This window comes from Pseudomonas sp. DR48 (assembly GCF_019823085.1).
Classification (GTDB): Bacteria; Pseudomonadota; Gammaproteobacteria; order Pseudomonadales; family Pseudomonadaceae; genus Aquipseudomonas.
The window spans coordinates 1,247,761-1,269,791 of the sequence record NZ_CP081946.1; the positions used below are offsets into that span (position 1 = coordinate 1,247,761).

Annotated in this window: 19 protein-coding genes; 7 read left to right on the forward strand and 12 right to left on the reverse strand. The window is 60.0% G+C overall.

Going from position 1 to position 22,031, the window contains the following annotated elements; translation table 11 throughout:
* Positions 1-62: 62 nt before the first annotated feature.
* From K5K95_RS05805 to K5K95_RS05845, 9 genes are all read right to left on the reverse strand, one after another.
* Positions 63-881, reverse strand: coding sequence for a phosphoglycolate phosphatase (locus K5K95_RS05805; protein WP_222588689.1), 819 nt, complete (start codon positions 879-881; stop codon positions 63-65).
* Positions 878-1,552 carry a ribulose-phosphate 3-epimerase gene (gene rpe, locus K5K95_RS05810; RefSeq protein WP_008035979.1) on the reverse strand — a complete coding sequence of 225 codons (675 nt, stop codon included), beginning with the start codon at positions 1,550-1,552 and terminating at the stop codon, positions 878-880. The genes K5K95_RS05805 and rpe overlap by 4 nt, the downstream gene beginning before the upstream one ends.
* A 92-nt stretch (positions 1,553-1,644) precedes the next feature.
* A complete protein-coding gene (locus K5K95_RS05815) occupies positions 1,645-2,793 on the reverse strand; it encodes an iron-containing alcohol dehydrogenase (RefSeq protein WP_222588690.1) in 1,149 nt (382 codons plus the stop codon).
* A 219-nt stretch (positions 2,794-3,012) separates the two neighbouring features.
* Positions 3,013-3,837 carry an ABC transporter permease gene (locus K5K95_RS05820; protein WP_222588691.1) on the reverse strand — a complete coding sequence of 275 codons (825 nt, stop codon included), beginning with the start codon at positions 3,835-3,837 and terminating at the stop codon, positions 3,013-3,015.
* A 12-nt stretch (positions 3,838-3,849) separates the two neighbouring features.
* On the reverse strand, positions 3,850-5,097 hold the full coding sequence (locus K5K95_RS05825; protein WP_222588692.1) for an ABC transporter permease: 1,248 nt from the start codon (positions 5,095-5,097) through the stop codon (positions 3,850-3,852).
* A 198-nt stretch (positions 5,098-5,295) separates the two neighbouring features.
* Entirely contained in the window at positions 5,296-6,339 is a 1,044-nt protein-coding gene (locus tag K5K95_RS05830; protein ID WP_222588693.1) for an ABC transporter substrate-binding protein, read from the reverse strand.
* Positions 6,340-6,386: 47 nt separating this feature from the next.
* Complete coding sequence (locus K5K95_RS05835) at positions 6,387-7,511, reverse strand: ABC transporter ATP-binding protein (protein ID WP_090179135.1); 1,125 nt, start codon at positions 7,509-7,511, stop codon at positions 6,387-6,389.
* 342 nt (positions 7,512-7,853) lie between these two features.
* Positions 7,854-8,483 (reverse strand): response regulator transcription factor, encoded by a 630-nt coding sequence (locus K5K95_RS05840; RefSeq protein WP_003210977.1) that lies wholly within the window; start codon positions 8,481-8,483, stop codon positions 7,854-7,856.
* A 52-nt stretch (positions 8,484-8,535) separates the two neighbouring features.
* On the reverse strand, positions 8,536-10,932 hold the full coding sequence (locus K5K95_RS05845; RefSeq protein WP_222588694.1) for a PAS domain S-box protein: 2,397 nt from the start codon (positions 10,930-10,932) through the stop codon (positions 8,536-8,538).
* A gap of 73 nt (positions 10,933-11,005) precedes the next feature.
* Between K5K95_RS05845 and K5K95_RS05850 the strand changes: the two genes are divergently transcribed.
* Positions 11,006-11,998 (forward strand): alpha/beta hydrolase family protein, encoded by a 993-nt coding sequence (locus K5K95_RS05850; RefSeq protein ID WP_222588695.1) that lies wholly within the window; start codon positions 11,006-11,008, stop codon positions 11,996-11,998.
* Between the two features lie 138 nt (positions 11,999-12,136).
* On the opposite strand, the gene K5K95_RS05855 is transcribed toward K5K95_RS05850, so the two are convergent.
* From K5K95_RS05855 to K5K95_RS05865, 3 genes are read right to left on the reverse strand one after another with little or no spacing between them, the layout of a single operon-like run.
* Positions 12,137-12,904, reverse strand: a complete 768-nt coding sequence (locus tag K5K95_RS05855; protein ID WP_222588696.1) for a TerB family tellurite resistance protein — start codon at positions 12,902-12,904, stop codon at positions 12,137-12,139.
* A 1-nt stretch (position 12,905) separates the two neighbouring features.
* Positions 12,906-13,577, reverse strand: a complete 672-nt coding sequence (gene murU, locus K5K95_RS05860) for an N-acetylmuramate alpha-1-phosphate uridylyltransferase MurU (protein ID WP_222588697.1) — start codon at positions 13,575-13,577, stop codon at positions 12,906-12,908.
* Positions 13,574-14,593, reverse strand: a complete 1,020-nt coding sequence (locus K5K95_RS05865) for an aminoglycoside phosphotransferase family protein (RefSeq protein WP_090179122.1) — start codon at positions 14,591-14,593, stop codon at positions 13,574-13,576. The genes murU and K5K95_RS05865 overlap by 4 nt, the downstream gene beginning before the upstream one ends.
* Before the next feature lie 130 nt (positions 14,594-14,723).
* Between K5K95_RS05865 and K5K95_RS05870 the strand changes: the two genes are divergently transcribed.
* From K5K95_RS05870 to K5K95_RS05895, 6 genes are all read left to right on the forward strand, one after another.
* Positions 14,724-17,534, forward strand: a complete 2,811-nt coding sequence (locus K5K95_RS05870) for an LPS-assembly protein LptD (protein ID WP_222588698.1) — start codon at positions 14,724-14,726, stop codon at positions 17,532-17,534.
* Entirely contained in the window at positions 17,515-18,831 is a 1,317-nt protein-coding gene (surA, locus tag K5K95_RS05875; protein WP_222588699.1) for a peptidylprolyl isomerase SurA, read from the forward strand. The genes K5K95_RS05870 and surA overlap by 20 nt, the downstream gene beginning before the upstream one ends.
* A complete protein-coding gene (gene pdxA / locus K5K95_RS05880) occupies positions 18,828-19,817 on the forward strand; it encodes a 4-hydroxythreonine-4-phosphate dehydrogenase PdxA (RefSeq protein ID WP_222588700.1) in 990 nt (329 codons plus the stop codon). The genes surA and pdxA overlap by 4 nt, the downstream gene beginning before the upstream one ends.
* Positions 19,814-20,632 carry a 16S rRNA (adenine(1518)-N(6)/adenine(1519)-N(6))-dimethyltransferase RsmA gene (gene rsmA / locus K5K95_RS05885; RefSeq protein WP_222588701.1) on the forward strand — a complete coding sequence of 273 codons (819 nt, stop codon included), beginning with the start codon at positions 19,814-19,816 and terminating at the stop codon, positions 20,630-20,632. Before pdxA ends, rsmA begins: the two co-directional genes overlap by 4 nt.
* A 122-nt stretch (positions 20,633-20,754) precedes the next feature.
* Positions 20,755-21,135, forward strand: a complete 381-nt coding sequence (apaG, locus tag K5K95_RS05890; protein ID WP_222588702.1) for a Co2+/Mg2+ efflux protein ApaG — start codon at positions 20,755-20,757, stop codon at positions 21,133-21,135.
* On the forward strand, positions 21,135-22,019 hold the full coding sequence (locus tag K5K95_RS05895) for a symmetrical bis(5'-nucleosyl)-tetraphosphatase (protein ID WP_222588703.1): 885 nt from the start codon (positions 21,135-21,137) through the stop codon (positions 22,017-22,019). The genes apaG and K5K95_RS05895 overlap by 1 nt, the downstream gene beginning before the upstream one ends.
* Positions 22,020-22,031: the final 12 nt, after the last annotated feature.

Genomic DNA, 22,031 nt, shown 5'->3' on the forward strand with positions numbered 1-22,031 from the left:
TCGTGGCTTGAGGTGCTAACAGTCAGGTATGCAAACGCGCCGGCGAGCCGGCCAGAATCGAGTCAGGCGCGCCAACGCCAGCGGGCCAGGGCCTTGATGACTTTCATCCAGAGTTTGCGAGTGACCACCACGATGGCGTTTCCAGAAGGGGATTGAGCAACGTCGGGCAACGTTATCTCAGCGGCTGGATCCAGGCAACCGGGAATTAGTTTGCGCAGATCGTCGATCACCAGCGCTGGCGATTCTTCGGCAATCGGCCGGCCATGGTTGTAGCCATAACTGAGGGCCACGCACTTGACGCCCGCGGCTTTCGCCGCCTGCACGTCGCTGCGTGAGTCGCCGACAAACAATGATTGCGAGGCCGGGATGTTGGCCATTTTCATCACAAAGAACAGCGCAGCCGGGTCGGGTTTCTGCTGCGGCAAGGTATCGCCGCCGATGATCCATTTGAAGTAGCGGCCGATTTTCATCTGATCCAGCAGCGGCGCAACGAAGCGCTCCGGCTTGTTGGTGATCAGCGCCATCTCCACGCCCTGCTTGTTCAGCCACTTCAGGGTGTCGCGCACACCGGGGTACACCACCGTCAGATCATGGCTTTGGCTGTAAGCCTCCATGAAAATCTCCAGCGCGGCCTCGGCCTCACCGTCATCGACGGTCGAATGGTCGATGCCACCGGCCAGCGCACGGCGAACCAGCACCGGCGCGCCGTTGCCGACCCACTCACGCACCGATTCGATGCCGGCCGGCTCACGCCCCAGTTTGAGCAACATGTAATCCACAGCCGCCGCGAGGTCAGGGACCGAATCGATCAGCGTGCCATCCAGATCGAACATCACCAGCCGCGGCAGACGCCCCGGGAACAGCTGCTCAAAGCCACTCATGGACGAGCCAACGCCAGTTCGGAACGCATCTTTTCAATTACCTCTTGGTAATTCGGTGCATTGAAGATCGCCGAGCCGGCGACGAAGGTGTCCGCGCCCGCCGCTGCGATTTCACGAATGTTGTTCACGTTGACGCCGCCGTCGATTTCCAGGCGAATATCACGGCCGGAAGCATCGATCAGCGCGCGTGCTTCACGCAGTTTGTCGAGGGTGCCGGGAATGAACTTCTGCCCGCCGAAACCCGGGTTGACGCTCATCAGCAAGATCATGTCGACCTTGTCCATCACGTATTTGAGCACGTCCAGCGGCGTCGCCGGGTTGAACACCAGGCCCGACTTGCAACCGCCTTCGCGGATCAACTGCAGGGAACGGTCGACGTGCTGAGTGGCTTCCGGGTGGAAGGTAATGTAGGTCGCGCCAGCTTCGATGAAGTCGCCAACGATGCGATCCACCGGGCTGACCATCAAGTGTGCATCGATGGGCGCGGTCACGCCGTACTTGCGCAGCGCAGCGCAGACCATCGGGCCGATGGTCAGGTTCGGCACGTAGTGGTTGTCCATGACATCGAAGTGCACGAAGTCGGCGCCAGCGGCCAGGACGTTGTCCACTTCTTCACCCAGGCGGGCGAAGTCGGCGGAGAGGATCGATGGAGCAATGACGAAGGGCTGCATGACGCACCTTTTTTGAACAGAATCACGATGGCGCGCATTGTATACCTCATGCTTTGGCGCGCGCACCGTGACCGCGATGATTGGGCCAGGCCCTAGTAAGCCGCGCGGTAGATCTTCTCGATATCAATCGCGCTCAATTTGCGTGGATTGTTGCGCATCAAGCGCTCAATCCCCGCCGCTTCCACGGCCATCGCCGGAATCGCATCCTCGGGAACGCCGAAGCTGCGCAAGCCCAACGGGATTTCCACTGCGGCGCACAGTCCGGTCATCGCCTCCACGGCTTTGTCGGCCGCGTCAGTGGCGCTCAGATGAGCGGTCTTCACGCCCATGGCCTCGGCAATATCCTGCATGCGCTCGACGCAGGCCATCTTGTTCCATGTCATGACGTATGGCAGGAGCAAGGCGTTGCTCACGCCGTGGGCGATGTTGAACCGCCCGCCTAGCGGATACGCCAGCGCATGCACCGCGCCAACACCGGCATTGCCGAATGCCATGCCGGCCATCAGGCTGGCGGTGGCCATGTCTTCGCGGGCTTGCAGGTTGGACGGGTTGGCGTACGCCTTGGGCAGCGCCTTGACGATCAGCTTGATCGCGCCGATGGCCAGCGCGTCGGTAATCGGCGAGGCGTTGAGTGACAGGTAGGATTCGATGGCATGCACCAGCGCATCGACGCCACTGGCGGCGGTGACGCTGCGCGGGCAAGTCAGGGTCATTTGCGGACTGACCAGCGCGACGTCCGGTAATAGATAGTCGCTGACGATGCCTTTCTTCAGCTGCGCGACCTTGTCGGAGAGGATGGCAACGTTGGTCACTTCCGATCCGGTACCGGCCGTGGTCGGGATGGCGATCAGCGGTGGGCCTTTGCGCGGCACCTGATCGACGCCGAACAAATCCTCTAGCGCGCCGTGGTAACCGGCGTAGGCCGCGACACTTTTGGCAATGTCGATGGCGCTGCCGCCGCCCAGGCCAATCAGACCGTCGTGCCCGCCTTCGCGGTAAACCCGCATGCAGTCTTCGACGATGGCAATTTCCGGGTCCGGCAATACACGATCGAAGATTTCGTAGGTTCGATCTCCCAACTGCGCCAACGCCAGCTCGACCGTACCGGACTTCACCAGGGCGGCGTCGGTGACGATCAGCGGGTTGTCGATGTCCAGGCGGTTCAGTTCAGCGGCCAGTTGTTCGATGGCGCCAGCGCCGGTGATCAGTTTGTGAGCGATTTTGAAAGAGGAAAGACTCATGCGCGCAGCCTCTTATAAATAGGGGAGCTGGGCACAAGAGTAGCTGGGGATTGGGGTTTGTCTGCTATTCAGGTCATGAATGAACAGAGATGCCGAAAACAACCAAAACAACTGTGGGAGCGAGCTTGCTCGCGATAGCGGCGGGTCAGTCAACATCAATGTTGAATGTCAGTGCGTTATCGCGAGCAAGCTCGCTCCCACAGGAGATAGTGTGATCCGTCAGACCTGGGCGGTGCGCAATTTCTCGCTGCGGCCACGCAGCCATTCCAGGGTCAGCAGCAGGATCACCGAGAAAGCGATCAGCAGCGTTGCGGCGGCTGCGATGGTCGGGCTGAGGTTTTCGCGGATGCCGCTGAACATCTGCCGAGGCAAGGTCGCTTGTTCGGGACCTGCGAGGAACAGCGTCACCACCACTTCATCGAACGACGTCGCGAAGGCAAACAGCGCACCCGAGATCACACCTGGCGCGATCAGCGGCAACGTCACCCGGCGGAACGCCGTCAGGGGCGAAGCACCGAGGCTGGCAGCGGCGCGCACCAGGTTTTGGTTAAAGCCCTGCAACGTGGCCGAAACAGTGATGATCACGAACGGCACACCCAACACCGCATGCACCACGATCAGCGAGAAGAAGCTGTTACCCAATCCCAGCGGGGCAAAAAACAGATAACTCGCCACACCGATGATCACCACTGGCACCACCATCGGCGAAATCACCAGCGCCATGACCAGCGCCTTGCCGGGAAAGTCGCCGCGGGTCAGGCCGATCGCCGCCAATGTGCCAAAGAACATCGCCAGCACCGTTGCCGCCGGGGCGACGATGATGCTGTTCTTCAGCGAACGCATCCATTCGGCCGAAGCGAAGAAGTCCTGATACCAGTGCAGCGAAAAACCTTGCAGCGGGTACACCAGGAAGCTGCCGGAGTTGAACGACAGCGGAATGATCACCAACACCGGCAGAATCAGGAACAGCAGAACCAGGCCGCAGAGAATCCGCAAGCCGTAGAACCACACCCGTTCGATGGGCGACATATAAGGACTCAGCATTTCATTCTCCCCTTAGCTCAGGCGCAGGCGACTGGCGCCCACCAGCCAGCTGTAAATCAGATAAAGCACCACGGTCGCCAACAGCAGCAGTCCACCGAGCGCGGTCGCCATGCCCCAGTTGATACTGGTGTTGGTGTAGAAGGCGACGAAGTAACTGACCATCTGATCGTTCGGGCTGCCCAGCAACGCCGGGGTGATGTAGTAGCCAATCGCGAGGATGAACACCAACAGGCAACCGGCGCCGACACCGGCATAGGTCTGCGGGAAGTACACCCGCCAGAAGCTGGCGAACGGGTGGCAACCGAGGGAAATCGCGGCGCGCATGTAGGTCGGCGAGATGCCTTTCATCACGCTGTAGATTGGCAGAATCATGAACGGCAGCAGGATGTGCACCATGGAGATGTAGACCCCGGTGCGGTTGAACACCAGCTCCAGCGGTTTATCGATGATGCCCATCGCCATCAGGCCGCTGTTGATCAAGCCCCCCGATTGCAGCAACACGATCCACGCGGCTACCCGCACCAGGATCGAAGTCCAGAACGGCAACAGCACCAGAATCATCAGCAGGTTGCTTTGGCGCGATGGCAGGTTCGCCAGCAGGTAGGCCAGCGGATAGGCCAGGAACAGGCAGATCACAGTGATGACCAGGCCCATCCAGAAAGTGCGGGCGAAGATGTCGAGGTAGATCGCTTGATCCGGCGTGGCCGGGGCGAGTTCGCCGAGGTCGTCGATGCGGTGATCGACCGCCGCCAGCAAGTAGTACGGCGTGATGCTGCTGGTGTTGCGGCGCACCGCTTGCCAATAGGCCGGGTCACCCCAACGCTCGTCGAGACCTTCGAGCGCTTCTTTATAAGAGGCCGGCTCAGTAGCGAACGGCAAGGCGCGTGCGGTTTTGGTCAGCAGGCTGCGGTAGCCGGCCAACTCCATGTTCAAGCGCTTGGACAGATCGCCCAGGGTTTGATTCTTGCGGGCTTCAGCGAGGTCTTCGCTGGCCGCTTTGTAAACCGGTTCAGCGGGCAGGCCGCGGCCGTCCCAGCTGGCGATGGCCGCCACGGTGCGCGGCATGCCGCCGACCACTTCCGGGTTACCAACGCTTTTGTAGAGCAGCGCCACGATGGGCACCAGGAACACCAGCAACAGAAACAGCACCAAGGGCGCAATCAAGGCCTGTGCCTTCCAGCGGTTGATCCGCTCGGCGTGCTTGAGCCGCTGCTTCAAGGTGGGGTCAGTGCCCGCGTTCAGGGGAATGGCGGTGGCCATGGCGTACTCCGGAAATCTTTGATCGTTACTGAGGCAGCAAACGCCGCCTCGAACTTTTGGTACTGATCGTTCCCACGCTCTGCGTGGGAACGCATCCAGTGACGCTCTGCGTCACAGGGACGCGGAGCGTCCCGGGCAGCATTCCCACGCAGAGCGTGGGAACGATCAACCGGTGAACCGTCGTCCTGTGGGTCGTGCTTACTTCGCAGCCCAGGAATTGAAGCGCTGCTCCAGTTGCTCGCCGTTGTCAGCCCAGAAGCTGACGTCGATCTGCACCTGGTTGGCGATGTTTTCCGGGGTGGTCGGCATGTCTTTCAGGACATCCTTGGCCAGCAACGGTACGGCTTGGGTGTTGGCCGGGCCGTAGGCGATGTTTTCCGAGTAGGTCTTCTGCTGCTGCGGCGCCACCGAGAAGGCGATGAATTTCTTCGCCGCTTCAGCGCGTGCCTTGTCCAGACCTTTCGGGATTGCCCATGCGTCGAAGTCGTAGATGCCGCCATTCCACACGACTTTCAGGTTGCTTTCTTTCTGCACGGCAGCGATCCGGCCGTTGTAGGCCGAGCTCATGACCACGTCACCGGAAGCGAGGTATTGCGGCGGTTGTGCGCCGGCTTCCCACCACTGGATGTTTGGCTTGAGTTCATCGAGTTTCTTGAACGCGCGGTCCTGGCCGTCTTTGCCAGCCAGCACTTTGTAGACGTCTTTAGGCGCGACGCCGTCGGCCATCAAAGCGAATTCCAGGGTGTACTTGGCGCCTTTGCGCAGGCCACGTTTACCGGGGAATTTCTTGGTGTCCCAGAAATCTACCCAGCTGGTCGGTGCGGAGGCCAGTTTGTCGGCGTTGTAGGCCAACACGGTCGACCACACGAAGAAACCCACGCCGCAAGGCTGAATAGCGCCTTTGACATAGTCTTCGGATTTGCCGAACAGCTTCGGATCGAGCTGCTCGAACATGTCTTCGTCGCAACCACGGGACAGTTCTGGCGATTCAACTTCTACCAGGTCCCAGGACACGCTCTTGGTGTCGACCATGGCTTTGACCTTGGCCATCTCGCCGTTGTATTCGCCCGCCACGATCTTGCCGTTGCCTGCCGCTTCCCACGGTGCGTAGAACGCTTTGGCCTGCGCGGCCTTGTTCGCCCCGCCAAAGGACACCACGGTCAGGTCCGGGCCCGCCGCCATCGCGTGCGCCGCACCGATCATGCCCATGACCAAAGCGGTTAATTTCAGGGATCTCAACATTTATTGTTCTCTCCACGTGCAGGTTGGTGTTGGTGTAGCCGGGGCGATTAATGCGCCTCTAGAAGTGGGTCGAGCGCGCGAACGTGTTCGACCTGCCAGCCAAGCGGTACCACGTCGCCGACGGCGAGCGCGGGATCGAGCTCGGCAATCGGTTGTTTCACAAAGAAGTCGGTCTTGCCGCAGACTTCCAGACGAACCCGGACGTGGTCGCCCAGATAGATGAATTCCGCCACCCGCCCGGAGAAGCGATTGACGCAGGACTCGCTCGAACCATTGAGGCTCACGCGTTCCGGGCGGATCGACAGCGTGACCGGTTCGCCGGTCTTGCCGACATTGACCGCCAGCGCTTCAACTTTTTCACCGCGACCGAGCTCAACGATGCAACGGTCGCCCGTCTGGCTGTGCAAGCGCCCGTTGAGACGGTTGTTCTCGCCGATGAAGTTGGCGACGAAGGTGTTCTTTGGCTCTTCATAGAGGGTGCGCGGCGGAGCGATCTGCTGGATTTCGCCCTGATGAAACACCGCCACACGGTCGGACATGGTCAAGGCTTCACCCTGGTCGTGGGTCACGTAGACCACGGTCACGCCGAGACGCTGGTGCAGGTGCTTGATCTCCATCTGCATGTGTTCGCGCAGTTGTTTGTCGAGTGCGCCGAGCGGTTCGTCCATCAGAACCAGTTGCGGTTCGAACACCAACGCACGGGCCAGCGCCACACGCTGTTGCTGACCGCCGGACAGTTGGGCCGGATAACGCTGGGCGAAGGTGTCCAGCTGCACCATGCTCAAGACACGCTTGACCCGGTCACTGACATCGCTCTTGTTCAAGCCGCGCACGGTCAGCGGGAAGGCCAGGTTCTCGGCCACGGTCATGTGGGGGAACAAGGCGTAGTTCTGGAACACCATGCCGATATCACGTTTGTGCGGCGGCACATTGTTGATGGCGCGTCCGGCCAGCAGGATTTCGCCGGCGGTCGGTGTTTCAAAACCGGCGAGCATCATCAGGCTGGTGGTCTTGCCGGAACCGGATGGCCCGAGCAAGGTGAGGAATTCGCCTTTGCGAATATCCAGGTTGAGGTCTTTGACGATCAGGTTCTCGCCGTCGTAGCTCTTCTGCACTCCACGAAAGCTGACCAGAATGTCATTGGCCCCTGTACTTGAATCGACCTGGCTCATACCCACACCTTTGTTATTGATGACTGCTGTGGACTAAGCCTAGTGGACGCTGGGGAGCACGCAAATCGGGGCGCAGGAGAGAATCGCCTCAGCCATATGGAAGGTTGGGGGTAGGGATTGCCCTACAAGGATGGCGCGTTTTGGCAAACGCAGCGGCAAGTGGTCAGCTGCAGGCCGCAAGGACCGGCAAAAGCGGGTTTGCAGGCTGTCGCAAATGGATATGCCACCGCTGTCCTGTGGGGGGCGAGCTTGCTCGCGATTGCGGTGTGCCAGAGATACATACCTTGAATGTTCATCCGTCATCGCGGGCAAGCCCGCTCCCACAGTGGACGGAGGGAAACCTTAGAGAAGTTTGTGTTCCATCGCGTATTTCACCAGTTCCGCCAGGGAGGTGATGTTGAGCTTTTGCATCAGGCGCGCCTTGTGGGTGCTGATGGTCTTGCTGCTCAGGGCCAGTTGCTGGGCGATGTCGTTGACGTTGGCGCCCTGGGCCAGGCGCTCGAATACTGAAAACTCGCGCTCCGACAATAAGGAGTGCAACGGTCGCGAATCGGTCAGGCCGACTTCGAAGACCATCCGGTCCGCCAGGTCCGGGTCGATGTAACGCCCGCCCGCCGCGACTTTGCGGATCGCGGTCAGCAGCAGTGCCGGATCGCTGTCCTTGGTCGCATAACCCGCAGCGCCGACCTTCAGCGCCCGGGCGGCCATTTGCGCTTCATCGTGCATCGACAGCACCAGGATCGCCGGAGGATTGTTCAGCGCGCGAATCCGTGGAATCGCCTCCAGGCCATTGACCCCGGGCATCGAGATGTCCAGCAACACCACCTCGCAGGGCACATGACGCAAGGTTTCGAGCAATTGTTCACCATTGCTCGCCTCCCCCACCACCAGCAAATCCTTGGCCAGGCCAATCAGCTGCTTGATGCCCTCACGGACGATGGTGTGGTCTTCGGCTACCAGTACACGGATCACGTTCTTCTCCAGGTTCAAGACCTATCGCGTCAGCTCAATCAACACAAAACCATCAGGTGTTATCCACCGGAACACGCACGCTCAACGTCGTGCCCTCCCCCGGCTCACTTTCAAGCGACAACTGCCCGCCCATGATCAACACCCGTTCGCGCATGCCTACCACGCCAAAGGACGTTGGCCGGCCAGTAGCCGGAACAAATCCTACGCCATCATCGCTGACGGTCAGGCACAACTCATCGCCTTCAAGGGTCAGGGTCAGCTCAACAGTATGCGCCTGGGCATGGCGCATGACATTGGTCAGCGCTTCCTGAAGGATCCGGAACAGGCCAATCGCCTTGGCATCACTGAGCACCGGCAAGTTTTCCGGCACCTGCACCAGGCACGGAATCTGTGTGCGCGCCTCGAATCGCCGGGCCTGCCACTCAATGGCCGAAGCGATACCGGCATCGAGAATCGGTGGCCGTAGCGCAGTCGCCACATCACGCACCAACTGAAACAGCTGAGCGATCAAGCGTTTCATGCTGTTCAATCGTTCATTCAGACCTGGGTCGAGCTGCGCGTAGGCCAGCTCGCACATCGACGTTTCCAGTTTGAGTACCGTCAACATCTGACCCAATTCGTCGTGAACTTCCCTAGCGATGCGGCCCTTTTCCTCCTCCCGCACGCTCTCCAGGTGAGCCGACAATTCACGCAGTTGCTCGCGGGAGCTGGCCAGTTCCAGTTCGATGCGCTTGCTCTCGGTGATGTCCCAGACAATCCCGTCCCAGACATAGGCGCCATCCTCAAGCCTGCGCGTAATGGCCTTGATCTCGGCCCAACGCTGTTCGCCGGAACGCGTGAGAATCCGCCCCTGCCATGACCAGTCACTGTCAGTGTCCAGCGCATGATCCTGGGTCTGGTGGTAGCTGGCCTTGTCGTCCGGATGCACCAGGCTGCGCAGGCCTTTGTCGCGATGCGCCAGGGTGGCCGGCGAATAACCGACCAGGCTCTCGCTGCCCTCACTGATGTAGGCAAAGTCGATCTGCCCTGTCACCGGTGCCCGCTCCAGGCGGAAGACCAGTCCCGGAACGTTGGCGGCAATCCCCTGCAACCGTGCCTCGCTTTCCTGCAAGGCGGCCAGGGCGCGACGCCGCTCGGTGACGTCATTGAGGTAGACCACCAGGTATTCGCCGTCGCGAAAGCGCAGGAAACTCAACGAAACATCGGTCGGCAGAATGCTGCCATCGGCCCGCACGCAGTTGGTTTCGAAACTTTGCGGCCCTTCTTCGCTGGCCCGCGCACGCTTCCACAGGTTCAGCCAACGATCCATATGCAAACCGGGTTCGAAGTCGATCAGCGGCCGATCAATGATCCCGCCCGCCGGGTAGCCGAGCATGGTTTCGGCGGCACGGTTGGCGTAGCGCACGTGGCTGTCCCAATTGACCCAGAGGATGCCGACGGTGCTCTGGTCGATGGAAAACTGCGTCAGGCGCAACGCTTCTTCACTGGCCTCGCGCAGGGCAATGTCTTCGCGCGCCGCCAACAGGCGCTGCTCCAGGCTGTGCTGCTGGCGACGCTGCCAGATCACGATGGCCATGCTGGTCAGCATCAACACTGCCATCAGCAGGCAGAGGTTTTGCCAGAATCCCGGTGATTCGGTCAGACGCGGGTACTTGGGTTGCAGCCATTGGTTATGCAGTTGCTCCAGGTCTTTGGCCGGAATCGCCCGTAGCGCGCTTTCGACGATGCCGGCCAACTCCGGCAAGTCCCTGCGCGTGGCCACGCGCAGCAATTGCGGCAAACCGATGTCCCCCACCACGACCAGCCCGGCGAACTCCGGCTCAATGGACAAACGCCCCAACTGCGCTTCATCGACGATCGCGTAACCGGCCTGCTGACTCAGTAACAGCTGCAACGCCTGACGCTCGATCGGTACGCCTTGCAGGTTCAGATGCGGGTAGTTGCTGCGCAGGTAATCCGCCGTAGGACTTGGCATGCGTACGGCAACGCGGATATGGCTGTCGAGTTTTTCCAATTCCACCACGCCGGCGCTTTTCTGGTCACTGACCACCAGTTGCGGCACGCGCATATAGGGATCGGTGAATTGCCAAAGCCTCAGGCTGGCGGGGGTTTGGGTCAACCCGGGGGCGATGTCGATTTCACCCTCGCGCGCGGCAGCTTCCAATTGTTCAAGGTCGGGGAAATTGCGCCAGCTCAGCTCGACCTTTAGGGCCTTGGCCAGCCATTTCATCAACTCGACGTTAACCCCGGACAACCGCTGCAAACGGCGATCGTATTGCGCATAAGGCGCCTGCAACACCAGCCCCACACGTAATTCGCCATGCTCTGCCAGCCACTGTTGTTGCCAGGCCGACAAAGGCGCGACGTGCGCCGCTGGCGCGGAGGCCGCCCAACTGATCAAGGGAAACCACAAACAGCCGATAACCCACAGGCAGCGAAAACGCATCATTGAAGTTCCACACACTGACAAATACTGACCAACCCTTTAGGCTGCCGGAATAACTTCTGGCCTGGAATATCCGATGCCCCCTGTCTACCGCCTGGCACTGCCAGCATTGTGCCTGTCGCTGATCCTGCCTTGTGCCTTTTCCGTCGAAGCGGCCGATCCGGCACCTGCCGCGGCGGAAAAACCCGCAGAAGAAAAACCGGTCGAACGCCAGCCGCTGCTTGAGCGTAGTCAGGAGGAAGCAACAGCACTAGAGCGAAAAATCCCTGCTCAGGAACAGCAACAACTGCAAGCCGGTGCCGACACTTTCCTGGCACTGTGGAAACCGGCCAATACCGCCGAGCCCAAAGGTGCGGTGATTATCATCCCGGGCGCCGGCGAAACCGTTGACTGGCCGCAAGTAATCGGTCCATTGCGGCGCAAATTACCTGACGCCCAGTGGAGCAGCCTGAGTATCACCCTACCGGACCTGCAAAGCGATGCCATTGCGCCACGCGTCGTGGAAATGCCGCCAACGCTCAAGGCGCCGCAAACCGGTAGCAAGGACTCGACCACGGCAGCCCCCATCGAGCAAGCAGCCGGCGGCGAATCGGAGGTGGCCGACAAGGCCATTGCCGAAACCACCGAGGAGCAAGCCAAGGCTGACGCCGAACGCATCTTCGCCCGTATTGATGCCGCCGTTGCCTATGCCGAGCAACAAAGTGCTCGACGCATTGTGGTGTTGGGACATGGCACCGGCGCTTACTGGGCCGCGCGATATCTGAGCGAAAAGCAACCTGCGCAAGTGGAGAAGTTCGTGATGATCGCGGTGCAGACGCCGGTGGCGGCGAAACCCGAGTTGGTTGAGTTGACGCCGACGCTGAAGCTGCCGACGGCAGACATTTTTTATGTGGATAAACCACTGGATCGCAACGCGGCGCTGGAGCGGATGCAGGCCAGCAAGCGGTTGAAAACTTCGGCGTTCAGCCAGGTCTCGCTCAAGGCGCTGCCCGGTAATGCCGCGGCGGAGCAAGAGCAATTGGTGCGTCGAGTGCGCGGCTGGTTGAATCCGCAAAAAGCGTCGGACTGAAAGACCGCGTCGCCGCCATCGCGAGCAAGCCCGCTCCCACATGATTTGAGTCGCACGCAATATTTGCTATCGACATTTAACCTGTGGGAGCGGGCTTGCTCGCGATGGCGGTATCACTGGCGACACATTTCTACCCTGCTACCGAAAATCCCGTCGCTGACGAATCAACGTGTAGGCGCTATGCAGTTCACGTGTCTTGTCAGTCGCTTCACGCACCTGCAACGCGGTGGCACCGCTGCCGGCAATCTTGTCCGGGTGATGGCGACTGAGCAGGCGCCGATAGGCACGCTTGATCTGCGCCGGCTCACTGGTCGCTGACACACCCAATAGCCGCAGCGCATCCTGATAAGTCAGGGTGCCGCTGACTAACGGCCGCTTGTGCTGTTCATAGTCGGCCGCCAGTGCCTGAACCTGATGGGGTGTCCAGCCTAGCCATTTCCCCCACTGCGCAATCAGCTCACGCTCGCGGCTACCGGCACGGCCATCGGCCCAGACCATCCGCCAACAGGCACGCAATACACCTTCCGCTGCATGGGGCTGCGCACTCAAGCGGCGCAGATACCCGCGTAACCGGTCATTGCCCGACTTGCCACGATTGAACGCGGCAATGGCACGTCGCTGCGCCGATTCAGTCATCTCCAGCGAACGCATTTCCTGACGGGCCTGCTGGATATGGCCGTCCACCACACGCCCATCGCTCTTGGCCAAGCGCCCCAGCAACACGAATAACAGCTCATCGTTGCGCAGCATCGGACGACCGCCGAGCTTTTCACGCAACTGTCCCCAGCTCTGCAAGTGCAGGCGCCGATCCAGTGCCTGCCCCAACAAAGCGCCGAGCATGGCCCCCGGAATACTGGCTATGGCAAAGCCCGCTCCGGCTCCAATCAGAGTCCCTGGCCACAGCATCTCAGCGTCTCGCTTCTATCAAGGTTTCAACTTCGGCCAGACGCTCGTGCGTGCCGACATCCACCCAATGCCCTCGCAGGTGTTCGCCCGTGACTTGCCCTTCGGCCATGGCCTTGCGCAGCAGCGGTGCGAGTTTGAAGGCCCCCGCCGAGCAACCGTTGAACAACTGCGGATGCAGCACGGCAATGCCGCTGTAGGTCAGGGTCGCGGCGCCCGGTTGAGCGTCGTGCACTTGCCCGTCAACCAGCGTGAAGTCGCCGGCTGGATGATGGGCCGGGTTATCCGCCAACACCAGGTGGGCGAGCCCGGCAATGGGTTGATGCAACACGCTGAAGTCGTAGTCGGTCCAGATGTCACCGTTGACCACCACAAAAGCCTCGTCACCCAACAATGGCAACGCGCGGAAAATCCCGCCGCCGGTTTCCAGAGGCTCACCTTCTCGCGAGTACTCAATGCGCATGCCGTATTGCGAACCGTCACCCAGGTAGCTTTCGAGTTGTTGACCCAGCCAGGCGTGATTGATCACGACCTCGGTGAACCCGGCAGTCGCCAGGGCCTTCAAGTGATACTCGATCAGGGGCACGCCGCCGGCACGAACCAGCGGCTTTGGCGTGGACAGGGTCAACGGGCGCATGCGCTCGCCTTTGCCGGCCGCCAGAATCATCGCCTTCATGCCGGGACTCCAGCGCGCAGACTCAATAGCAACACATCCAGCTCGGCCAATTCAGGGCGGCGGGCAATCACTGCATCTATATAGGCAAAGAAGCGTGGCACATCAGCCAGGTAGCGGGGTTTGCCGTCGCGATGACAGATGCGCGCGAAAATGCCGATCACTTTCAGGTGGCGCTGCACGCCCATCAGGTCGCTGGCCCGCAGGAAGTCTTCAAAGTCAGGCTGCACTGGAATTCCGAGCTCGCCCGCTTGCTGCCAGTAGTTTTCCAGCCAGCCGCGGACACGTTCTTCGGGCCAGCTCAGGAAGGCATCCTTGAACAGGCAGGTCACGTCGTAGGTCACCGGGCCATAGACCGCGTCCTGGAAATCCAGCACGCCAGGGTTCGGCTCGCTGAGCATCAGGTTGCGCGGCATGTAGTCGCGGTGCACCAACACTTTAGGCTGAGCCAGGGCGCTGTCGATCAACAGATCGGTGACGTTCTGCCAGAGCATTTGTTGCGCAGCATCGAATTCGATGCCCAGCTCGCGCTTCACGTACCACTCGGGGAACAACTCCAGCTCACGACGCAACAGCGCCACGTCATAACTTGGCAGCGGCGCAACCATCGGCAACTGCTGGAAAGCCAGCAACGCATCCAGGGCATCCTTGAACAAATCGTCGGCGTTTTCGCTGTCGATCACGTCCAGATACGTCTTGTTGCCCAGGTCATTGAGCAAAAGAAAACCGCGTTCGAGGTCTTCGGCGTAAATTTTCGGCACATTTATTCCGGATTTCGCCAGCAAAAAAGCGATATCCACGAAGGGTTTGCAGTTTTCCTGGGGCGGTGGCGCGTCCATCACGACGAAACTTCTGCCTGCGCCTTCCCAACGAAAATAGCGCCGAAAACTCGCATCACTACTGGCTGCGGTCAACGTGGCCGGGGGTACGGCGCCCCAATCCTGTTCTGCAAAAAGGACTGCCAACTGCTCATCGAGCCAAACTTTCAGGTGTTGCAAACGTACATCTTGGTCAGGCATTGCAAGGGTCTCCGACGGCGCTAGCCGTCAAGCGGGTCATGCTTTATTATCCAGCATCTTTTTCAGACCATCGAGAGGCGTGCGGCCCACACCGCGGGCAGATGGCACGCAGGAAGCCCGGACTAATAAGATGGCATTGAAATCCCCCGCGTTTCGTAAAAAATTTCCGTTGTTGGTTACCGGCAGTCTGCTGGCCCTGCAACCCCTAGCCACTTCATTCGTGGTCGCCGCGGAACAGTATGACTGCTCAGTCTCTGCTTCGGGTGCCTGGGCCTGTGCGCCAAAATCGCCAGCGGCGGCCTTGCCTCCGCGTCCCGTCCATGAGGGCAGCGCAGTTTCCGCCACGGGCGAAGCCTCGCCCGAAGGCGGCACCCGTGAAGACACCGGCGCCAAGCCTGTGCTGGTTACCGAGGCCAAAGGCCGTGGCCTGAAGTCGCGTAGTGCAGACTACAGTCACCTCGACTGGGTTCCGCGCGAGAACCTTACTGCTGCGCAATTGGCCGAGACCGGTCCTTACTGCTCTGGTTCCTATATCGAACCGATTCGTCCTGGCATGAATGACAAGACGAATAAAAGTGACGCACCGACCTTTATCGGCGCCAAGGCTTCGCGCTATAACACCGAAGATCAGGTCGGCACGCTTGCCGGTGATGTCGTCATGCGCCAAGGCAGCATGCAGGTCGAAGCCGACGAAGCGAACCTCTACCAGGCCGAGAGCCGTGGCGAACTGAGCGGCAACGTCCGTATTCGCGACAACGGCGCGCTACTTGTCGGCGACCATGCTGACGTGCAGCTCGACACCGGTGAAGCCAAGGTCGATAACGCCGAATACGTGATGCATAAATCCCGCATCCGCGGTAACGCGCTGTACGCCAAACGGGCAGAAAACGCGATCATCCGCCTCAAGGACGGTACGTACACCACGTGCGAACCGAACAGCAACGCCTGGCAGCTCAAGGGCAACAACATCACCTTGAACCCGGCGACCGGCTTCGGTACCGCAACCAACGTGACATTGCGCGTCAAGGACATTCCAGTCCTGTACACGCCCTACATCTATTTCCCGATCGACGACCGTCGCCAGTCCGGCTTCCTGCCGCCGAGCTTCGGCACGGGCACCGATACCGGCTTCATGCTGGTCACACCGTATTACTTCAACCTGGCACCGAACTACGATGCCACGTTGTACCCGCGTTACATGGAAAAGCATGGCTTGTTGATGGAAGGCGAATTCCGCTACCTGACCAAGTCAAGTGAAGGCCAGTTCGGTGCGGCGTTCCTCAATGATGAGGACACCCAGCGCGACAAGCAGTCCGACTTCCAGAAAGAACGCTACATGTATAACTGGCAGCACAAGGGTGGTCTCGATGAGCGCGTCTTCACGCAAGTCGACTACACCAAGCTCAGCGACCCTTACTATTTCCAGGATCTACAGACCGACCAGATTGGTGTGAAAAGCGCTGACTTCGTGAACCAGCAGGGTTCCGTCAGCTACCGCGGTGACAACTACACCGCTCGCGTCAACGCCCAGGCGTTTCAACTGGCGACTGTTGCCTCCATCACGCCGTATGATCGCTTGCCGCAGATCACCTTCAACGGTGAGCTGCCGGATCATCCAGGCGGTCTGGATTTCACCTACGACACCGAAATCGTGCGGTTCGATCGAGACCTGCTAAACGGTACGTACACCGATGAAGACGGCAACGTATCCCCACGTCTGGACACCAACGTTCAAGGCCTGGCACGTGCCAACGGCGATCGCCTCAACCTGGCGCCAGCCGTCAGCCTGCCGCTGGACTGGACTTATGGCTTCTTGAAGCCGAAGCTCAAGTACCAATACACCCAGTACCAACTGGACCTCGACAGCATCGGCAAGGGCCAGATCGTGGCTCAGGATCAAGCCGCCGCTGCCGCCGGGACTAAAAACTTCAACGGCAATTTCGGCAGCAACCAGAACCGTGGCGTGCCGATTGCCAGCATTGACAGTGGCCTGTACTTCGATCGCAACACCCAATGGTTTGGCAAGAACTACCGCCAGACACTGGAGCCGCGCCTGTACTACCTCTATGTACCAGAGGTAGACCAGACAGACATTCCTGTGTTCGACACCAGTGAATACACCTTCAACTATGCATCGCTGTTCCGGGACAACCGTTTCTCTGGCTCCGACCGTGTCGGCGACGAGAACAAACTGTCTCTGGGCATCACCAACCGCTGGATCGAAGAAGATGGCTTTGAGCGTCAACGCTTCTCTATAGGTCAGGCCTTGTACTTCAAGGACCGCGCAGTCCAGTTGCCCGGTGTCAATCCAAATACCCGCGCCGACGCGAAAACCAGCAATTCGCCTTATGCACTGGAATACGAATATCACTGGAACCGCGACTGGTATACCACCGCCGACTTCAACTGGGACCCGAACAGCCGCAGCACTCGCTCGGGCAGCACGATGTTCCACTACCAGCCTGAAGACAACCCTAACAAGGTCATCAACGCCGGCTATCGCTATCGTAACGACCAGGTGATCTACAACCAGAACACCGGTCAATGGCAATTCGGCGGTGACTACGGCACCCCTGGCACGCCTGGCTTCGTGAAGGACTACTACAAGATCGAACAGCATGACTTCTCGGTGATCTGGCCGATCGTACCGCAATGGAATCTCATCAGCCGCTGGCAATATGACTACAACCAAAACCGGACCCTTGACGCCTTCGGTGGTTTCGAATACGACAACTGCTGCTGGAAGCTGCGCGTGATCAACCGTTACTTCATTAATTTCGACGAGTTCAGCCAACAAGCGCCACAAAACCAAAAAGGCGACCACGGCGTCTTCCTACAAATCGTTCTGAAAGGTCTCGGCGGCCTCACCGGCGCTAAAGTAGAGAGCTTCCTCGACAAAGGCATCCAAGGTTATCGTGAACGTGAAGACCAAGCTTTCTGATTGTCTGCGCCCGCTATTGCTGGGCGCGATGTTCCTGGGTACTGCGGCCAACGCCGCAGTGCAGTCCATCGATAAAGTGGTGGCCATTGTCGATAACGACGTGGTCATGCAGAGCCAACTGGACCAGCGTGTCCACGAAGTTCAGCAAACCATCGCCAAACGCGGTGCTGCGGCACCGCCTGCCAGCGTGCTGGATCAGCAAGTGCTGGAACGCCTTATTGTCGAAAACCTGCAGCTGCAGATTGGCGAACGTTCCGGCATCCGCATTACCGATGAAGAGCTGAACCAGGCCGTCGGCACCATTGCCCAGCGCAATAACATGTCGATTGATCAGTTCCGTGCCGCCCTGACTCACGACGGTCTGTCTTACGACGACGCCCGTGAACAGATTCGCCGCGAAATGATCATCAGCCGTGTGCGCCAGCGTCGTGTGGCCGAACGCATCCAGGTGTCCGAGCAGGAAGTGAAGAACTTCCTCGCTTCCGACCTCGGCAAGATGCAGCTCTCCGAAGAATTTCGTCTGGCGAACATCCTGATTCCTACACCGGAAAGCGCCAACTCCGATGCGATTCAGAATGCCGCCAAACAAGCGGATGCTGTCTACCAGCAGCTTAAGCAAGGCGCTGACTTCAGTCAGTTGGCCATTGCCAAATCCGCCAGCGAAACTGCACTGGAAGGCGGCGATATGGGCTGGCGTAAAGCTGCTCAATTGCCACCGCCATTCGATCGCATGCTGAGCACCATGGCAGTCGGTGATATCACCAAACCCATGCGCACACCGGGCGGCTTCATCATCCTGAAGATCCTCGAAAAGCGTGGCGGTGCAACCCAGACACGCGATGAAGTGCACGTGCGTCATATCCTGGTCAAACCGAGTCCGATTCGCGACGAAGCAAAAACCAAGGCACTGGCCCAATCGCTCTACGCCCGTATCGAAGCCGGCGAAGACTTCGGCGAGTTGGCGAAAAGCTTCTCGGAAGATCCGGGTTCAGCCCTCAATGGCGGCGACCTGAACTGGGTCGACCCGAACGCGCTGGTGCCCGAGTTCCGCGAAGTAATGGCCAAGACCCCGCAAGGTCAGCTGTCCAAGCCGTTCCAGACCCAATACGGCTGGCACGTTCTGGAAGTCCTTGGCCGTCGCGCCACTGACAGCACTACCCAGGCCCGTGAGCAGCAAGCAATGACCGTACTGCGCAACCGCAAATACGACGAAGAGCTGCAAACCTGGCTGCGTCAGATCCGCGACGAAGCTTATGTAGAGATCAAACTCCCTGGTGCAGACCAGGCAGCGCAGTGAAACCCAAGCGTTTCGCGCTGACGCCCGGCGAACCGGCCGGCATAGGTCCCGACCTGTGCCTGCTGCTCGCCGCGCAAGCCCAGCCCCACCCCCTGATTGCCATAACCAGCCGTGACCTGCTCCTTGAGCGGGCCGCGCAGCTGGGCGTGGTTGTCGACTTGCTCCCCGTCACACCGGACAGCTGGCCGGACGCTCCGGCGCCCGCCAATAGCCTGTATGTCTGGGATACCCCGCTCAGTGCTCCAGTCACTGCCGGGCAACTGGACAAAGCCAATGCCGCTTTCGTCCTGGAAACCTTGACCCGTGCAGGCCAAGGCTGCCTCGATGGGCATTTCGCTGGCATGATTACTGCCCCAGTGCACAAAGGCGTGATCAATGAGTCCGGGATAGCCTTTTCCGGGCACACCGAGTTTCTTGCTGATCTGACCCATACCGCACAAGTGGTGATGATGCTCGCCACGCGCGGCTTGCGTGTAGCGCTGGTAACGACTCACCTGCCCCTTCGCGAGATTGCCGATGCGATCACGCCGGAGCGCCTGGAACGGGTCACGCGGATCCTGCACAGCGACCTGCGAGAAAAGTTCGGCATCGCCCAGCCACGCATCCTGGTCTGCGGACTCAACCCGCATGCCGGTGAAGGCGGACACCTGGGCCATGAAGAAATCGATATCATCGAACCTACATTAGAGCGCCTGCGCGGTGAGGGCATGGACCTTCGCGGCCCCCTGCCCGCCGACACTCTGTTTACCCCCAAATATCTGGAGCACTGCGACGCGGTGCTGGCGATGTACCACGACCAGGGCCTGCCCGTACTGAAATACAAAGGTTTCGGCGCGGCAGTCAACGTGACCCTCGGCTTGCCGATCATCCGCACGTCAGTCGACCACGGCACCGCCCTGGACTTGGCCGGCAGCGGTAAAATCGATACCGGCAGCCTGCAAGTCGCCCTGGAAACCGCCTACCAGATGGCCGAGACCCGTTTATGACCGAGCATTACCAACACCGGGCGCGCAAGCGTTTCGGCCAGAATTTCCTGCACGATGCAGGCGTTATCGACCGCATCCTGCGATCCATCCACGCCAAACCGGAAGACCGCCTGCTGGAAATCGGCCCGGGCCAGGGTGCGTTGACCCAAGGCCTGCTGGGCAGCGGCGCGCAACTGGACGTAGTCGAGCTGGACAAGGACCTGATCCCGATCCTGAACCAACAGTTCGCCAGCAAGAGCAATTTCAACCTGCATCAAGGCGACGCACTGAAGTTCGACTTCAACAGCCTGAATGCGGCACCGGGCAGCCTTCGGGTCGTCGGCAACCTGCCATACAACATCTCGACGCCACTGATTTTTCACCTGCTGCATAACGCCAGCCTGATTCGCGACATGCACTTCATGCTGCAAAAGGAAGTGGTCGAGCGCATGGCGGCGGGACCTGGCGGCGGTGACTGGGGTCGCCTGTCGATCATGGTTCAGTACCACTGCCGGGTCGAGCACCTGTTCAACGTCGGCCCCGGTGCGTTCAATCCACCACCGAAAGTCGATTCGGCCATCGTGCGCCTTGTGCCTCACACCGTGCTGCCGCACCCGGCCAAGGATCACAAACTGCTGGAGCGTGTGGTGCGCGAAGCCTTCAACCAGCGCCGCAAGACCCTGCGCAACACCCTCAAGCTGCTGCTGAGCAACGACGAGATCACCGCCGCCGGTGTCGACGGCAGCCTGCGCCCGGAGCAGCTCGACCTCGCCGCTTTCGTGCGCCTGGCCGACAAGCTCAGCGAACAAGTCTCGCTGGCGCCTGCCGCCGACTGACAGGCGATGAGCGTTATCGGGTGGGACGCCAGACGCGATGTCTGGTTTACTACCCGGTACTTGGCCTAGACTGATTTGTATCAGCTACGCCCCGCGTCCCGCTTTGATTTAAGGCCTCTTGCATGTCCGATCCTCGTTATCAGGTCGACGTCAGCGTCGTCACCCGCTATCTGGCAGAACAATCGCAACCCGAGCACAACCGCTTTGCCTTCGCCTATACCATCACCGTGCACAACAATGGCGAGCTACCGGCCAAACTATTGTCACGGCACTGGGTGATCACCGACGGCGACGGACATGTCGAGGAGGTTCGCGGTGCCGGCGTCGTGGGTTTGCAACCTTTGATCCAGTCCGGTGAAGAACACACCTACAGCAGTGGCACCGTGATGACCACCAAGGTCGGTACGATGCAAGGCACTTATCAAATGCTTGCCGACGACGGTAAGCATTTCGATGCTGTCATTGCGCCCTTCCGGCTGGCGGTGCCCGGAGCCTTGCACTGATGGCGACGTATGCGGTCGGCGATTTGCAAGGCTGCCTTGAAGCCCTGCAATGCCTGCTCAAAAAAGTAGCCTTCGATCCGACAAAGGATCGTCTGTGGCTGGTGGGAGATCTGGTCAACCGTGGTCCGCAGTCGCTGGCCACCTTGCGCTTCCTCTATAGCATCCGCGAATCGCTGGTATGCGTGCTTGGCAACCATGACCTGCACTTGTTGGCCGCCGGGAAAAACATCGAACGCCTGAAGAAGTCCGACACCCTTCGCGAGATTATTGAAGCCCCCGATTGTGCCGAGCTGTTGGAATGGCTGCGCCAGCAAAAGCTCATGCACTACGACGAGCAACGTAACGTCGTGCTGGTGCATGCCGGTATTCCACCGCAATGGTCGCTGCGCAAAGCCCTCAAGTGCGCCGCCGAGGTCGAGACGGCCCTGCGCGACGATAATCTGCTGCCACCCTACCTCGACGGTATGTACGGCAATGATCCGGCGAAATGGGACAGCGACCTCAAAGGTGTCACGCGCCTTCGGGTGATCACCAACTATTTCACCCGTATGCGTTTCTGTACCGCCGAAGGCAAGCTGGATCTCAAGACCAAGGAAGGCGCGGACACTGCACCACCTGGCTACAAACCCTGGTTCCAGCACAAGGAACGCAAGACCAAGGGTGTGAAAATCATTTTCGGGCACTGGGCCGCGCTTGAGGGCCAGTGCGACGAGCCGGGCGTTTCAGCCCTCGACACAGGTTGCGTCTGGGGCGGAGCCTTGACCCTAATGGATGTCGATAGCGGGGAACGCCTGTCCTGCAAGTGCGATGAGCATGGCCATGCCGCCGAGCCACCAGTCGCCCCACAAACCAGCGAACCAACGCCAGCCAGCGCGCCGCGCTAGACTGCGCTTTCA